The sequence below is a fragment of the Stutzerimonas chloritidismutans genome (genome assembly GCF_051486945.1).
Lineage (GTDB): Bacteria > Pseudomonadota > Gammaproteobacteria > Pseudomonadales > Pseudomonadaceae > Stutzerimonas > Stutzerimonas chloritidismutans_B.
In genome coordinates this window covers 17971-32934 of record NZ_JAHVDX010000008.1, presented here as the reverse complement: position 1 = coordinate 32934, position 14964 = coordinate 17971, and the positions used below count along the sequence as shown (strand labels likewise).

General features: G+C 62.8%; 13 protein-coding genes and 1 other RNA gene. All 14 read right to left on the bottom strand.

Features of this window, described 5'->3' with window-relative positions; all coding sequences use genetic code 11:
* Nucleotides 1-3 precede the first annotated feature (3 nt).
* Nucleotides 4-861: a cell division protein FtsQ/DivIB gene (locus KXR72_RS20560; RefSeq protein ID WP_437422964.1), complete on the bottom strand. Its 858-nt coding sequence runs from the start codon at nt 859-861 to the stop codon at nt 4-6.
* Nucleotides 862-864: 3 nt separating this feature from the next.
* On the bottom strand, nt 865-1806 hold the full coding sequence (locus tag KXR72_RS20555) for a D-alanine--D-alanine ligase (RefSeq protein WP_437422963.1): 942 nt from the start codon (nt 1804-1806) through the stop codon (nt 865-867).
* Entirely contained in the window at nt 1803-3263 is a 1461-nt protein-coding gene (gene murC, locus KXR72_RS20550; RefSeq protein WP_437422962.1) for a UDP-N-acetylmuramate--L-alanine ligase, read from the bottom strand. The genes KXR72_RS20555 and murC overlap by 4 nt, the downstream gene beginning before the upstream one ends.
* Nucleotides 3256-4326: an undecaprenyldiphospho-muramoylpentapeptide beta-N-acetylglucosaminyltransferase gene (gene murG / locus KXR72_RS20545; protein WP_437422961.1), complete on the bottom strand. Its 1071-nt coding sequence runs from the start codon at nt 4324-4326 to the stop codon at nt 3256-3258. Before murG ends, murC begins: the two co-directional genes overlap by 8 nt.
* Nucleotides 4316-5548 carry a putative lipid II flippase FtsW gene (gene ftsW, locus KXR72_RS20540; RefSeq protein WP_437422960.1) on the bottom strand — a complete coding sequence of 411 codons (1233 nt, stop codon included), beginning with the start codon at nt 5546-5548 and terminating at the stop codon, nt 4316-4318. Before ftsW ends, murG begins: the two co-directional genes overlap by 11 nt.
* Complete coding sequence (gene murD / locus KXR72_RS20535; protein WP_437422959.1) at nt 5548-6891, bottom strand: UDP-N-acetylmuramoyl-L-alanine--D-glutamate ligase; 1344 nt, start codon at nt 6889-6891, stop codon at nt 5548-5550. The genes ftsW and murD overlap by 1 nt, the downstream gene beginning before the upstream one ends.
* Before the next feature lie 6 nt (nt 6892-6897).
* Nucleotides 6898-7980, bottom strand: coding sequence for a phospho-N-acetylmuramoyl-pentapeptide-transferase (gene mraY, locus KXR72_RS20530; protein WP_437422958.1), 1083 nt, complete (start codon nt 7978-7980; stop codon nt 6898-6900).
* A complete protein-coding gene (locus KXR72_RS20525; RefSeq protein WP_437422957.1) occupies nt 7980-9356 on the bottom strand; it encodes a UDP-N-acetylmuramoyl-tripeptide--D-alanyl-D-alanine ligase in 1377 nt (458 codons plus the stop codon). The genes mraY and KXR72_RS20525 overlap by 1 nt, the downstream gene beginning before the upstream one ends.
* Complete coding sequence (locus KXR72_RS20520; protein ID WP_437422956.1) at nt 9349-10812, bottom strand: UDP-N-acetylmuramoyl-L-alanyl-D-glutamate--2,6-diaminopimelate ligase; 1464 nt, start codon at nt 10810-10812, stop codon at nt 9349-9351. The genes KXR72_RS20525 and KXR72_RS20520 overlap by 8 nt, the downstream gene beginning before the upstream one ends.
* A complete protein-coding gene (locus tag KXR72_RS20515; protein ID WP_437422955.1) occupies nt 10812-12539 on the bottom strand; it encodes a peptidoglycan D,D-transpeptidase FtsI family protein in 1728 nt (575 codons plus the stop codon). The genes KXR72_RS20520 and KXR72_RS20515 overlap by 1 nt, the downstream gene beginning before the upstream one ends.
* A complete protein-coding gene (ftsL, locus tag KXR72_RS20510) occupies nt 12536-12823 on the bottom strand; it encodes a cell division protein FtsL (RefSeq protein WP_437422954.1) in 288 nt (95 codons plus the stop codon). The genes KXR72_RS20515 and ftsL overlap by 4 nt, the downstream gene beginning before the upstream one ends.
* Entirely contained in the window at nt 12820-13767 is a 948-nt protein-coding gene (rsmH, locus tag KXR72_RS20505) for a 16S rRNA (cytosine(1402)-N(4))-methyltransferase RsmH (RefSeq protein ID WP_437422953.1), read from the bottom strand. Before rsmH ends, ftsL begins: the two co-directional genes overlap by 4 nt.
* Nucleotides 13764-14219 (bottom strand): division/cell wall cluster transcriptional repressor MraZ, encoded by a 456-nt coding sequence (mraZ, locus tag KXR72_RS20500; protein ID WP_437422952.1) that lies wholly within the window; start codon nt 14217-14219, stop codon nt 13764-13766. The genes rsmH and mraZ overlap by 4 nt, the downstream gene beginning before the upstream one ends.
* A gap of 288 nt (nt 14220-14507) precedes the next feature.
* Nucleotides 14508-14866: RNase P RNA component class A (gene rnpB, locus KXR72_RS20495), an RNA gene on the bottom strand.
* Between the last annotated feature and the right edge of the window lie 98 nt (nt 14867-14964).

Genomic DNA, 14964 nt, shown 5'->3' with positions numbered 1-14964 from the left:
TCCTCAATTCTTCGCAACGACGGCTTCGTCCGCCGTGGTCGGGCTCGCCTCGTGCCATGCCACGGCCAGGCCGTTGGCGTAGCGGAGATCGATCCGCGCAATTTTGTCGTTCTGCTGGGCCAGCTCCTGCTGGTAGATCGCGATGAAGCGACGCATCTTTTCGATGACCTGATCCCTGCCGAGCAGCAGTTCAATGCCCTGCTTGGTGGTCAGAAACCAGCTGCCTCGCGCTCGCAATTCGAGGCGTGCAATGGAGAAGCCGAGCGGTCGCAGCATCTGGCTGAGCATCTGGTATTGCTGCATGACCCGCTGCTGGGCCCGCTTCGGACCATACAATTGCGGCAGGTGTTCATATTTAGTCGGGTCATTCGGCGCAAAAGCCTGCCCGTTGTTGTTCAGCAGCGCCTCGTCGCCCCAGCGAGCGATGGGCAACTGCTCTTCAAGGCGTACGGTCACTTGATCCGGCCAGACCCGACGGACCTCGACGCTGGCGATCCATGGCATCTGCTCAAGGTCGTGACGCAGGCCATCGAGGTCAACCTCGAAGAAGCTGGCCTCGACGAACGGAGCCATACGCGCCTGAACGGCCTGTTGATCGACGTAGGTCAAGTCGCCTCGCACGCTGACCTTGCTGATCGGGCGATCCGCATAGGGCGCCAAATGCTGTGTTAGCTCATAAAGCCCAACCGCCAATGCGACCAGCATCACCGGCCACAGGACTCGCTTGAATGCACTCAGGCTCGGCCGGGGCAAACGCGCCGACAGCGGCTCGCGAGCTACCAGCCGGCTGGCACCACGAGGTGCTGGCTTGCGGGTACCCCGGCCAGAAGCAGGCTGTGAATGGCGCAGCGTGGCGATCATCGTTTACTCCCCCACCATGCCGGCGTCGAGAATAGCCAGTACCAGCTGCTGGAAATCCAGCCCCGCAGCGCGCGCAGCCATCGGTACCAGGCTGTGGTCGGTCATGCCGGGTACGGTGTTGACTTCCAGTAGCCAAAAGGCGCCTTCACTGTCCTGCATCACGTCCACACGGGCCCATCCCTGCACGCCAACCGCCTCGCAGGCACGCGCAGACAGGTCCTTCAGCTCCTGTTCCTTGGCTGCATCCAGCCCGCAGGGAATGCGGTACTGGGTATCATTGGCCACGTACTTGGCGTCGTAGTCGTAGAAAGTGTGCGGTGTACCGAGGCCTATAGGAGGCAGCACGCTTCCGCGCAACGTGGCGATGGTGTACTCCGGCCCCTGGATCCATTGCTCGACCAGCACCTGTGAGTCGTAGGCGCTGGCGGCCCGCCAGGCGGCGATCAGATCGGCGATGCCGCCAACCTTCGCCATGCCGATGCTCGAACCTTCATGGGCGGGCTTGACGATCAATGGGAAACCCAGCGCCTGAGCCGCCGCGTGACAATCTGCCTCGCTAGCCAGTACAGCGTGACGCGGCGTCGGCAGCCCCAGGCTTTGCCAGACCTGCTTTGTCCGCAGCTTGTCCATGGCCAGCGCTGACGCGAGAATGCCGCTGCCGGTATACGGGATCCCGGCGCACTCGAGCAGCCCCTGCATGCTTCCGTCTTCGCCGCCACGCCCATGCAGCACGATAAAGGCCCGATCGATGTGCTCGCTGTTCAACCGCTGCAGCAAGTCGTCACCGACGTCGATGCCAAAGGCGTCCACACCGGCGGCCTGCAACGCCGTCAACACCGCCGCGCCGGACTTGAGCGACACCTCGCGCTCGGCACTCTTGCCGCCGTAGAGAACTGCAACCCGGCCAAAGGCCCCGGGTTTACGCGTCGATTGCAGGGTTGTCATTGGCTTTTCCTCGCGGCGCTCAGCTGCGCCGCAAACACAGGACTCTTGATCAGCTGCGGGGCCAGGCCGCCGATGTCGCCAGCGCCCTGACACAGGAGGATGTCGCCCGCGCGCAGCAACGGCTTGACCAATGGCGCGAGGTCGCCCCCACGCTCGATGTAGATGGGGTCCAACTGCCCGCGCTGGCGGATGCTGTGGCACAGGTGACGGCTATCGGCGCCCGGAATGGGCTCTTCGCCGGCCGGGTATACCTCCATCAACAGCAGCACGTTGGCGTCGGCAAGGACCTGAACGAAATCGTCGTATAGGTCGCGGGTGCGGCTGAAGCGGTGGGGCTGGTAGACCATCACCAGGCGCCGCTCCGGCCAGCCGCCACGTACGGCCTGGATCACCGCGGCGACTTCGCGAGGATGATGGCCGTAATCGTCTACGAGCATCACGCTACCGCCATCCACCGGCAGCTCACCGTAAACCTGGAATCGGCGCCCGACACCGGCGAACCCGGAAAGACCCTGGACGATCGCTTCGTCATCAATGCCTTCATCGGTGGCGATGGCGATGGTCGCCAAAGCGTTGAGCACGTTGTGGTTACCCGGCATGTTCACCGAGACGTCGAGCGGATCGAAGCCGTCGCGCAGCACGGTGAAATACGTCCGCATCCCTTCCTGACGCACATTGATGGCGCGCACGTCGGCGTCATCGCTGACGCCGTAGGTGGTGATCGGCCGGCCGACCTGCGGGATGATCTCCCGCACGACCGGGTCGTCGACGCAAAGCACCGCCAGGCCATAGAACGGCAAATTGTGAAGAAACTCGACGAAGGTCTTTTTCAGCTTGCCGAAGTCGCCGCCATAGGTGCTCATGTGGTCGGCGTCAATATTGGTCACCACGGCGACCATCGGCTGCAGATGGAGGAAACTGGCGTCGCTCTCGTCGGCCTCGGCGATCAGGTAGCGGCTGGTACCCAGCTGCGCATTGGTGCCGGCTGCGGTCAAGCGGCCACCGATGACGAAGGTCGGGTCCAGGCCGCCGGCGGCGAAGACCGACGCCAGCAGGCTGGTCGTCGTGGTCTTGCCGTGGGTACCGGCGACAGCGATTCCGTGACGGTAGCGCATCAGTTCGGCCAGCATTTCGGCACGCGGCACGACTGGGATGCGCTGCTCCAGCGCAAACGCGACCTCTGGGTTGGCCTGGTTGATCGCGCTGGAAACGACCAGGACATCAGCGCCGGCCACGTTACCGGCCTCGTGACCGATGAAAATATGGGCGCCGAAATTCTGCAGGCGCTCCGTGCTCGCCGAGCTCTTCAAATCCGAACCGGAGACGTCATAGCCGAGGTTCAGCAGCACTTCGGCAATACCGCACATGCCAACGCCGCCGACCCCGACGAAATGAATGCGGCGAATCCGGCGCATGCGCCGCACTTCAGCCTTGACCGCCGCTGGCGATTTAGCCATGAGCCACCTCCAGGCAAATATCGACGACGCTACGGGTGGCGTCGGGGCGGGCCAGCCGACGCGCCGTGGCGCCCATGGCCTTGAGTTTTTCCGGCTGCATCATTACCTCGGTCAGCTGAGCCGCCATGGCAGTGGCGTCAGTCGTAGCTTGTGGCAGAAGAACGGCAGCGCCCTCCTTCGCCAGGTATTCGGCGTTGCGGGTCTGGTGGTCGTCGATTGCGTGCGGCAGCGGCACCAGGAACGAGGGCAGCCCAGCGGCGGCCAGTTCGCACACGGTCAGCGCGCCTGCACGACAAACGACCAGGTCGGCCCAGGCGTAGGCTTGCGCCATGTCCTTGATGAAGGGCGCCACCTCGGCCTCGACGCCTGCTTCTGCGTAGCGTTCACGAGTCAGGTCAGCGTGCTGCTTGCCGGCTTGGTGGAAAACCTCGGGGCGTACATCGGAGCTCACCCGACCCAAGGCTTCGGGGAGTAGTTTGTTCAGAGGCTCGGCGCCCAGGCTGCCGCCCAGGACGAGCAACCGCGGCCGGCGGCCGACCAGCGTTTGGCGCGGGGTCTCGAGAAACAGCTCGCGCCGAACCGGATTGCCCGTGGTACGGCGCTTGCTGCCTGCCGTGAAGGTGTCTGGGAAGGCTTCGCAGATACGCTGCGCGAAGGGGACCAAGCTGCGGTTCGCGGTCCCGGCCACGGCGTTCTGCTCATGGATGACCAGCGGCACACCGGCGAGCTTCGCAGCCAGCCCGCCAGGGCCGGTCACGTAGCCACCCAGTCCTAGCACGCAAACCGGATTGAGCTCACGCATCACGCGGCGTGCCTGCCACAGCGAACGCAGTAGTTGAAAAGGTGCCTTCAGCAATGAGCTGAGACCTTTGCCGCGCAGTCCGCTTACCTGGATCAAGTGCAGTGGCAATCCAGCAGCCGGCACGACCTCATTTTCAATGCCCCGAGGCGTACCGAGCCAGTGCACATGATATCCGCGGCTTTGAAACTCGTAGGCGCAGGCAAGAGCCGGGAACACGTGGCCACCGGTGCCGCCTGCCATGATCAGGACATTACCGGCCATGAGCGACCTCCTTGCCCTTGGCCTTCGGCGCCTCGTCGAAGTCGTCTTCGCTGAACTCGACGTCTTCGCTGCCCAGCACGGTGCGGCTCTCCCATTCGATCCGCAGCAGCAGCGCCATACTGGCGCACGTGACGACCAGCGAACTGCCGCCGTAGCTGAGGAACGGCAGCGTCAGTCCCTTGGTCGGCAGCAAGCCGACGTTAACCCCGACATTGATCAAGAACTGGCCAAGCCAGAGGAACGCCAGGCCCCATGCGACATAAGCTGCGAAGAATTGGCGCGCCCGCTCCGCTGCCAGGCCGATATATAAGGCCCGAACGCCAACGAAGGCGAACAGCAGGATAGTCAGCAGGGCGCCGGCCATGCCCAGTTCTTCGGCCAGGACCGAGAACACGAAGTCGGTATGCGCCTCAGGCAGGTAGAACTGTTTCTGTACGCTGTTGCCGAGGCCCAGACCCAACCACTCGCCGCGGCCGAAGGCGATCAGCGCCTGGGTCAGCTGGTAACCCGCACCGTATTGATCGGCCCAAGGGTCGGTAAAGGTGATCAGCCGTTGTAGGCGGTATTCCTGCGTTTGCACCAGCACGAACACCGCGCCGACGGCAAGGACGACCAGCAGACTGAAGCGAATCAACCCGACGCCGCCCAGAAAGAGCATCGCAACCGCCGAACCCATCATTACCACCGTGGCGCCGAAGTCGGGCTCAAGCAGCAACAACAGCGCCATCGGCAGCAGTACGAGAAACGGCTTGAGGAAGCCCCAGAAACTTTCCCGCACTTCGTGTTGGCGGCGCACCAGATAGCCGGCGAGGTACACCACGACGAACAGCTTAGCCAGTTCCGACGGTTGTACGTTAAAGACGCCGAAGCCGATCCAGCGCATGGACCCGTTGACCTCGCGGCCGATGCCCGGCACCAGTACAAGGATCAACAAGGCGAACGCGGCCAGCAGAAGCATCCAGTCCAGCCGCTGCCACGCCGACACCGGCACCAGCAGAACGCCCGCGGCCGCCACCAGCCCCAACAGGACATATATAAGGTGGCGAATGGTGTAGTACATCGAGCTGCCTGCGTTCACCGCAGCCACTTCCGATGATGCGGAGGTGATCATCACCAGCCCGAGCCCCAGCAGGGCCAGACAACCAGCCAGCATCGGGAAATCGAGGTCGATGCCACGACGACTGAGCAGGGGCGACGGTGCACCACGCAGGAAAGCGAGCATCAGCTGAGCGCCCCCACCGCAGCGGCGAACTGGCGTCCGCGATCTTCGAAGTTGGCGAACATGTCGAGGCTGGCGCACGCCGGCGAAAGCAATACCGAATCTCCATACTGGGCCAGCTTCGCAGCCATCTGCACTGCCTGCTGCATGGTTTCGGCGCGATGAATCGGCGCCGCCCCATCCAGAGCAGCCGCGAGGAGCTCGGCGTCACGCCCGAGCAATACGACGTCTCGGCAATAGCGAGCGACGGGGCTGTGCAGCGCACTGAAGTCGGCGCCCTTACCGTCACCACCGGCGATCAGAACCAGACGACCTTCAATATCGCTGCCCAATCCATCGATGGCAGCCAACGCAGCACCGACGTTGGTCGCCTTCGAGTCATCGTAGAAACTCACGCCCTTGCGCTCACTAACCCACTGGCAGCGATGCGGCAGGCCGGTGAACTGGCGCAACACATCAAGCATCGGAGCGAACGGCAACCCAACGGCATGCCCGATGGCCAGCGCGGCCAAGGCGTTGGACTGGTTATGCGCGCCCCGCATACGCAACTGGCTGGCCGGCATCAATGGGTCGAACTGGAACGCCAAAAACTTTTCGCCATTTTCCTCGAAAAGCCCGAAGCCCTTGAAATCCGGCTTGCCCAGGCCGAATGACCAAGCGGGCAAGTCTTCGGCAACCAGTGGCCGGCTGAGCCGATCGTCGCGATTGATCACGACCTGGCGCGCGCCACGGAAGATCCTGTGCTTGGCCTGGTGGTAGGCAGGCAAACCGTCGTAGCGATCCATGTGGTCTTCGCTGATATTGAGGCAGGTCGCGACCTCGGCATTCAGCTGGTCGGTAGTTTCCAACTGGAAGCTGGAGAGCTCTAGCACATAGAGCTCGACCTCATCGTCGAGCAGGTCGAGCGCCGGCATGCCGAGATTGCCTCCCACCGCCACCTTGCGCCCGGCAGCAATAGCCATCTCGCCAACCAGCGTGGTCACGGTGCTCTTGGCGTTGGAACCGGTGATCGCCACGATTGGCGCCTTCGCCTCCCGCGCGAACAGCTCAATGTCCCCGACCAGCTTCACGCCTTGCGCGGCCGCGGCCTGTAGCGCCGGCGTGCTGACCGGCAGGCCTGGGCTGACGATCAACTCACTGGCCCGGCAGAGAAAATCGGAATCCAGCGCGCCGCAGCGCACCTCAACGTTCGGGTACTGCGAGGTCAGGGTAGCCAGCTCAGGCGGATTTTCCCGCGTATCGACCACGGCGAACGGCAACCCGCGGCGCGCCAGGTGGCGAACCACGGACATGCCGCTCTTGCCGAGGCCGACAACGATGCGGAATTGATCGGAGGCGATGAGCACTCTCGGTTACCTCAACTTCAACGTGGCAAGGCCGACCAGCACCAGAATCACGGTGATGATCCAGAAGCGCACAATCACGCGCGGCTCGGGCCAGCCTTTGAGTTCGAAATGGTGATGGATCGGCGCCATGCGAAACACGCGCTTGCCGGTCAACTTGAACGATGCGACCTGCACGATCACCGACAGCGTTTCCATGACGAACACGCCGCCCATGATGAACAGCACCACTTCCTGGCGGACGATGACCGCGATGGTGCCCAGAGCTGCGCCGAGCGCCAGCGCACCGACGTCACCCATGAAGACCTGAGCGGGGTAGGTGTTGAACCAAAGAAAGCCGAGGCCAGCGCCGATCAGTGCGCCGCAGAATACGATCAACTCTCCGGAGCCCGGCACGCTTGGAATCAACAGGTACTCTGCAAAATTTACGTTGCCGGACAGGTAACAGAAGATGCCCAGCCCGCCGCCAACCATTACCGTTGGCATGATCGCCAGGCCATCGAGACCATCGGTAAGGTTCACCGCGTTGCTCGAGCCAACGATCACAAAGTAGGTCAGCACGACGAAGCCGATCCCCAACGGGACTTCGATGTCTTTGATCAGAGGAAGGATCAGGGTGGTTTCGACCGGCGATTGGGCAGTCGCGTAGAGGAAGATTGCCGCGCCCAGGCCAAACACCGACTGCCAAAAATACTTCCAGCGGCTCGGCAGGCCACGCGAATTCTTCTCGATCACCTTGCGGTAGTCGTCCACCCAGCCGATCGCACCAAACAGCAGCGTTACGATCAATACCACCCACACATAGCGGTTGGTCAGATCGGCCCAAAGCAGTGTGCTGATGGCGATGGCGCTGAGAATAAGCGCGCCCCCCATAGTGGGGGTCCCCGACTTGGAGAGGTGCGATTGCGGCCCGTCGTTCCGCACGGCTTGGCCGATTTGCCGCAACTGCAGCGTGCGAATGAGCCAAGGCCCCATCCACAGCGAAAGCACCAGCGCACTGAGCACGCCCAGAATGCCGCGCAGGGTCAAGTACTGAAAGACCGAGAAGCCCTTATGGAACTGTTGCAAGTACTCGGCGAGCAGCAGCAGCATCAATGTTTCTCCATGGCGGGGAGCGACAGCGCGGCGACGACCTTGTCCATCGCGGCGCTCCGTGATCCCTTGATCAAAAGGGTCGTGCCGTTGCCCTGCTCGAGCCTCAACACATCGATCAGGCTCTGCTGATCCTGGAAATGACGGGCACCCGAGCCGAACGCGTCGACGGCATGCTGCATCAACGGCCCGACCGCCAGTAACGCATCGACCTTGCCGACGGCGTATTGACCGACCTCGGCGTGCCCCTGCTCGGCCCATTCGCCCAGCTCGCCCATGTCGCCGAGCACCAGCACCTTGCGACCGGCGAATCCGTTCAAGACGTCGATTGCAGCGCAGATGGACGCCGGATTAGCGTTATAGGTGTCATCGATCAGGCGCACGCCATTACCGAGCATCTGCGCGACGCCACGCCCCTTGACCGGCTGGAGACGTTCCAGCCCGGCGACAATGTGATCCGAAGACACACCCAGCGCATGCGCTGCAGCCGCCGCGGCCAGGGCATTGGCCACGTTGTGCCGCCCGAGCAGGTTGAGCTGCACCCGTGCGGACCCGCCCAGGCCGTTGAGCACGAAATTGGGGCAGCCGCGTTGGTCGTAGGCAATCGAGGCGGGATGGAAGTCGGCGATTGGACTCTGCATCGCAAAGCTGACGATGCGCCTGTTGCCAGCCCGGGCCTGCCAAGTGGGATACGCCTTGTCGTCGCGATTGAGTACGGCAACGCCGGTATCCGACAGTCCATCAAGGATTTCGCCCTTGGCTTCGACGATTTTCTCCGGCCCGCCAAATTCACCGACGTGCGCGGTACCGGCGTTGGTAATCAGGCTGACGTCCGGCCGGGTCAGGTTCACGGTGTAAGCGATTTCACCGACGCGTGAGGCGCCCAGCTCGATAACGGCAGCACGGTGCCCGGGACCCAGTTCCAGCAGCGTGAGTGGAGCACCCAAGTCATTATTCAAGTTGCCGCGGGTGGCTAGCACGGCCTCGTCGCCATAGGCGGCCCGCAGAATGCTGGCAAGCAACTCCTTGACGCTGGTCTTGCCGCTGGAGCCGGTAATGGCTGCGACCGGCCCCTGGAAAGCGCTGCGGTTCAACGCGCCCAACTGACCGAGCGCGATTCGGCTGTCCGGGACCACCAGTTGCGGCAGGTCTACCTCAGCAACATGGCGCTCGACCACGGCAGCGACTGCTCCCCTGGCGGCGACATCGGCCAGATACGCATGGCCGTCGAACCGCGGCCCGACCAACGCGATGAAGAGTTGGCCTGGGCCAATCGAACGGCTATCAGTCGCCACCGCATCGAACGAAACGTCTGTTCCAATAAGGCTGCCGGAGAGCGTGCTGGCAATAGCGTTCAGATGGATAGGTTCAAGCATTGGCGTCCCTCCAGGCGGCCAACGCAACGTTGGCCTGCTCGAGATCCGAGAACGGCAGGCGCTCTCCCTTGATTTCCTGATAATCCTCATGCCCCTTGCCGGCCAGCAGGACGACGTCATCGCGAGTGCTGGCACCGATGCATTCGGCAATCGCGTGTGCCCGCCCGGCGATAAAGCGGGTTTTTCCGGGCTCGGCAAAGCCCGCACGGATGTCGTCGAATATCCGCAGCGGCTCCTCGCCGCGAGGGTTGTCATCCGTCACAATCACATGGTCGGCCAACCGCTCGGCCACACTTGCCATCAACGCACGCTTGCCGCGGTCGCGGTCACCGCCACAGCCGAACAGGCACAACAGGCGGCCACGCGCATGTGGGCGCAATGCATCTAGGACCTTTTCCAACGCGTCGGGCGTGTGGGCATAGTCCACGACGACCAATGGCAGGTCGCCACCGCCCATGCGTTGCATCCGGCCTTCTGGACCGGCGAGCTGGGGCATCACCGCAAGGATTTCATCGAGGGGGTAATCCATACCCAGTAGCGCGCCGATCGCAGCCAGCACATTGCTGACGTTGAAGCGGCCAAGCAGGGTGCTGCGCAGCGAGCGCTCGCCTTGCGGCGTCACAAGACGGGCATGCAGACCATCGTCATCGAGCCGGGCATCCGCGCAGTAAAGGTAGGCGGAAGGATCCTCAAGGCTGTAGGTGATCAGGCGCGATTCAGCTTCTCTCGCCGCCAAGGCGCGACCGAAGGCATCGTCCAGATTGAGCACGCGGCAACGAAGCCCTGGCATCTCGAACAGCCGCGCCTTGGCCTGACCGTACGCCTCCATGGAGCCGTGATAGTCGAGATGGTCGCGCGACAGGTTCGTGAACACCGCGACGTCGAAAGCCAGAGCCGCCACCCGACCTTGCGACAAGCCGTGCGACGACACTTCCATCGCCGCCGCACGTGCGCCTTGTTTACGCAAGTTGGCCAAGGTGGCTTGCACGCCAATGGCGTCCGGCGTGGTATGCCGGCCAAGCGACAACTCGCCATGAAAGCCGGTCCCCAGCGTGCCGATGATGCCGCACCGTTCGCCGAGACGGTCGAGCGCCTGGGCAATCAGGAAAGACACCGTCGTTTTGCCGTTCGTCCCGGTCACGCCAGCCAAGTGCAGGCTGCGACTCGGCTCGCCATAGAAGCGCCCGGCGATCGCGGAAAGCTGCTCCGCCAGATGGTGTACCGGCACCAGCGTAGCGCCAACGGCACTCAGTTCACCGGCACCTTCAGCTTCGTAAGCGACGGCTGCTGCGCCCCGCTCGATAGCATCCCCGATATGCGCGCGACCGTCGTGCTGCAGGCCTGGCACGGCGAGGAAAAGATCGCCCGGCCGAACCTTGCGGCTATCGAGCGTCAACTCACGAATCAGCTCGGCGCCCTCGGCCTGCGGTAACAGTTGATTCAATGGCATCGGCATCAGCTACGCCCTCCCTTGCTCTTGAGGGCCTCGGCGGTTTGCACTTCCACGGGCGGCGCCAGGTTGTCAGGCGCGATATTCATCAAGCGCAGCGCGCGAGCCGCCACCTTGCCAAACACAGGGGCAGACACCAGGCCCCCGTAATAGCCGCCCTCGCTGGGCTCGTCGACCACGACCACGACGGCAATCCGCGGGTCGGTAACGGGCGCGACCCCGGCGAAGAACGCACGATAAGCATCCTTCGTATAGCCACCCGTGCCAGAAATCTTCTTCGCCGTCCCGCTCTTTCCGCCAACGTGGTAACTCGGCACCTTCGCACGCGCGCCGCCACCGCCATCTTCTTCGACGACCGCCTGCAGCATGCGCAGCACGGTCTTGGAGATTTCCTTGTCGATCACCTGCACGCCGTCCTGCGGCTGGTCGAGGCGCAACAGAGACAGCGGCACGTTCTTACCTTCATTACCCAGCATGGCGTAGGCATGGGCAAGCTGAACGGCCGTTACCGACAGGCCGTAGCCATAAGCGAGCGATGCCGTCTCGGCGTCCCGCCACTTGCGGTGGTTCGGCAGATTGCCGACACGTTCGCCAGGAAAGCCAAGGCCCGTGGACTGGCCGAAACCAGCCTGCTGCATGATGGCGTGAACGGGCTCGGGGCCGATGTCCAAAGCAATCTTGCTGATGCCGACGTTGCTCGACTTCATCAGGATGCCGGTCAGGTTCAGCATGCCGCCTCGCGACACGTCGCGGATGGTGTAGCGACCGATGCGCATCCAGCCCGGCAGCGTATTCACCACCGACTCGGGGTGGTACTTGCCCGTGCCCAAGGCAGCGGCAATGCTGAACGGCTTGACCGTCGAACCCGGTTCGAACACATCGATCAGCGCTCGGTTACGCATCGCGGCCGGCTGAAGATTGCGACGGTTGTTGGGGTTGTACGTCGGCTGGTTGGCCATGGCGAGGATTTCGCCAGTTTTAACGTCGACCATGACGAGGCTGGCCGCCTTCGCACCATGTTCCTGCATGACCTTGCGCAGCTCGCTGTGCGCCAGGTACTGCATGCGCAGGTCGATAGACAGCGCGAGTGCCTTGCCGGCCTTGGCGTTCTTCACTACTTGGACATCTTTGATCAGACGCCCGCGACGGTCCTTGAGGACCTGGCGCTTGCCCGGTACGCCAGCCAACCACTCGTCATAGGCCAGTTCCATCCCCTCGCGACCGTGATCGTCGATATCAGTGAAGCCCACCACGTGCGCGGCCACCTCGCCGGCTGGGTAAAACCGCCGAAATTCTTCCTGGGCATAGACACCCGGGATGTTCAAGTCGAGTACACGCTGGCCCTGTTCGGGCGTCAGGCCACGCACCAGGTAGGTGAACTCGCGCTCGGCCTGCTCAGTTAAGCGCTTGCGGAATGCGGCGGGGTCTTGCCCCAGAATCTTTGCCAGCTCGTCCCAGCGCGCTTGCGAAGCCTGAAGTTCGCGCGGATTGCCCCACAGCGTCGTGACCGGCGTGCTCACTGCCAGGGGTTCCCCGTGGCGATCCGTGATCAATCCACGATGCGCTGGTATTGGGATGTGGCGTACGCTGCGCGCATCACCCTGGCCCTGGAGGAAAGGCTGGTCGAATACCTGCAGATCCACGATTCGCCAGGCGAGCGCTCCCACCATCGCTACCAGCAGGCCGAGGACGATGCGAAAACGCCAGGGATAGAGCGCGCCGTCGAGCTTCATTGGCTCACCAGCCTGACGTCGGCCGCCTCGGGGATATGCATGTCCAGGCGTTCAGTTGCCAGCGTCTCGATACGGCTGTGCGCCGTCCAGGTGCTCTGCTCGAGAATCAGACGTCCCCACTCGGCCTGCGCTTTGTCACGGACACTAAGTTCACCGTAAAGCTCGTTGAGCAGCTGACGATTCCAGTGTGCGCTGTAGGCGACGGCGATCGCCGACAACAGGACGGCGATGAAGAGCACCAACATCAGCAGGCTGCCCTTGGGCATCGAACGCAACCGGCTCATCTGAGCTTCTCCGCGATGCGCATGACCGCGCTGCGAGCGCGCGGGTTGGCCTTGACCTCTTCGGTCGACGCATATTGCGGCTTGCCCAGCAACTTGAGGCGAGGCACGAACTTTTCGGGAATGATGGGAAGGTCGCGCGGCAGCGTATCGGCCTCGCCTTTGGCATGACGCCGCATGAACTGTTTGACGATGCGATCTTCCAGCGAATGGAAGCTGATCACCACCAGGCGACCGCCGACCTCAAGCGATTCCAGCGCAGCGCTCAGCCCGGCCTCGAGATCGCCCAGCTCGTTGTTGATGAAAATACGTAAGCCCTGGAACGCCCGAGTCGCCGGGTTCTTACCCTTCTCCCACGCCGGATTGGCGTCGGTCAGAACCTGGGCCAAATCGGCAGTGCGCTCGAAGGGTCGTTCAGTGCGCCGCAGGATGACCGCGCGAGCCATACGCTTGGCGAAACGCTCTTCGCCGTAGTCCTTGAATACGCGGGCTAGATCCTCTTCGGCTGCCGTGGCGATCCACTCGGCGGCACTGATGCCATGCGCCGGATCCATGCGCATGTCCAGCGGACCATCATTGAGGAAACTGAAACCGCGCTCGGGATCGTCCAATTGCGGAGAGGACACGCCCAGATCCAGCAACACCCCACTCAGCGTCCCAGCCCACCCGCGCTGTGCGAGTTCATCGCCCAGCTCAGCGAAACTTCTCTGCACAACGACAAAGCGGCCGTCTTCGGCCGCCAGTGCTTGCCCCGTCGAAATGGCCAACGGGTCCTTGTCGAAACCTAGCACCTGGCCATCAGGCCCGAGCTGCCGCAGCAGCAGCCGGCTATGCCCACCGCGCCCGAAGGTACCGTCCACGTAGCGCCCGTCGGCCCGCACGACGAGCGCCGCAATGGCTTCGTCGAGCAGCACGGTGACATGTTTATAGGCGCTGTTCTGGCTCACAGGATTAAATCACGCAGTTCTTCCGGCAATGCGCCGGGTTGTTTGATGGCCGCCAGGTCCGCATCGGCTTGTGCGTTCCAGTCGTCCTCGTTCCACAAGCTGAATTTGTTCAGCTGCCCCACCAACATGGCTCGCTTGTCCAGCGCTGCGTATTCACGCAGGCGAGGCGGCACGAGCACCCGGCCCGCCCCGTCCATCTCCAGATCCACGGCATTGCCGATCAACAGGCGCTGCAGCCGGCGGGTTTCTTCGCGCAACGACGGCAGCTCGCGCAGCTTGGCTTCGATCTGCTCCCACTCCGGCAACGGATAGATACAGAGGCAGCGATCGACTGCATCGATCGTGATGATGAGCTGGCCCTGGCAACGCGAAACGAGCTCGTCACGATACCGGCTGGGCATCGCTAGCCTGCCTTTGGCATCGAGACTGATTGCGTTAGCTCCGCGAAACACGGCTGCGCTTCCCCTGAAATTAGCTATCCATGCCCATAATTACCCACTTCATTCCACTTTCCACCACTCGTGCGCACTATAGAAACGCCTCAGCCCCACCGTCAAGGTGAGCCCGACGGGAAAAACCCTTATGTGGCGGGAATTTAGCTAGCGAAACGGCGATTAATGACGAAGTGGGAAGCGAATCCCAAGAGGAAGCTGCGCGGACGCAGGAAGATGCGTCACAAACTTAAAGTGGTTTGTGAAGTGCAAGAATTTTTCGGACTAAAAAGCCGGGGAAGAAGAAGGTCGGAGAGTCGATCTGTAAGCCGGGTTCTGTCGAGGACAGCCATTCCTCTACGGCAGCCATCACTGACTGCCTCTAGCAACCTACCCGGATCCAGCGCGGGCCACGCCAATGGATCCCTATTTGGTCTTGCTCCAGGCGGGGTTTACCTAGCCACGGACTGTTACCAGCCGTGCGGTGCGCTCTTACCGCACCTTTTCACCCTTACCGGCACCGAAGTGCTTAGGCGGTTATTTTCTGTGGCACTTTCCGTGGGCTCACGCCCCCCAGGCGTTACCTGGCGCCTTGCCCTATGGAGCCCGGACTTTCCTCCCTCCCTTCTTGCGGAACAAAAAGAGACAGCGACTGTCCGATCGACTCTCCGACGGGCAGGTTACTTGGCGAAAGCCCTAGCTGCAAGCGCAGATACGCCCGCGCGACCCAAGCACCAACCGGTTTGCATCAGGCGGCTTGGCGCGA

Coding starts and splice junctions, on each gene's coding strand:
- KXR72_RS20560 (WP_437422964.1), bottom strand. CDS start 861: ATGATCGCCACGCTGCGCCATTCACAGCCTGCTTCTGGCCGGGGTACC.
- KXR72_RS20555 (WP_437422963.1), bottom strand. CDS start 1,806: ATGACAACCCTGCAATCGACGCGTAAACCCGGGGCCTTTGGCCGGGTT.
- murC (WP_437422962.1), bottom strand. CDS start 3,263: ATGGCTAAATCGCCAGCGGCGGTCAAGGCTGAAGTGCGGCGCATGCGC.
- murG (WP_437422961.1), bottom strand. CDS start 4,326: ATGGCCGGTAATGTCCTGATCATGGCAGGCGGCACCGGTGGCCACGTG.
- ftsW (WP_437422960.1), bottom strand. CDS start 5,548: ATGCTCGCTTTCCTGCGTGGTGCACCGTCGCCCCTGCTCAGTCGTCGT.
- mraY (WP_437422958.1), bottom strand. CDS start 7,980: ATGCTGCTGCTGCTCGCCGAGTACTTGCAACAGTTCCATAAGGGCTTC.
- KXR72_RS20525 (WP_437422957.1), bottom strand. CDS start 9,356: ATGCTTGAACCTATCCATCTGAACGCTATTGCCAGCACGCTCTCCGGC.
- KXR72_RS20520 (WP_437422956.1), bottom strand. CDS start 10,812: ATGCCGATGCCATTGAATCAACTGTTACCGCAGGCCGAGGGCGCCGAG.
- KXR72_RS20515 (WP_437422955.1), bottom strand. CDS start 12,539: ATGAAGCTCGACGGCGCGCTCTATCCCTGGCGTTTTCGCATCGTCCTC.
- ftsL (WP_437422954.1), bottom strand. CDS start 12,823: ATGAGCCGGTTGCGTTCGATGCCCAAGGGCAGCCTGCTGATGTTGGTG.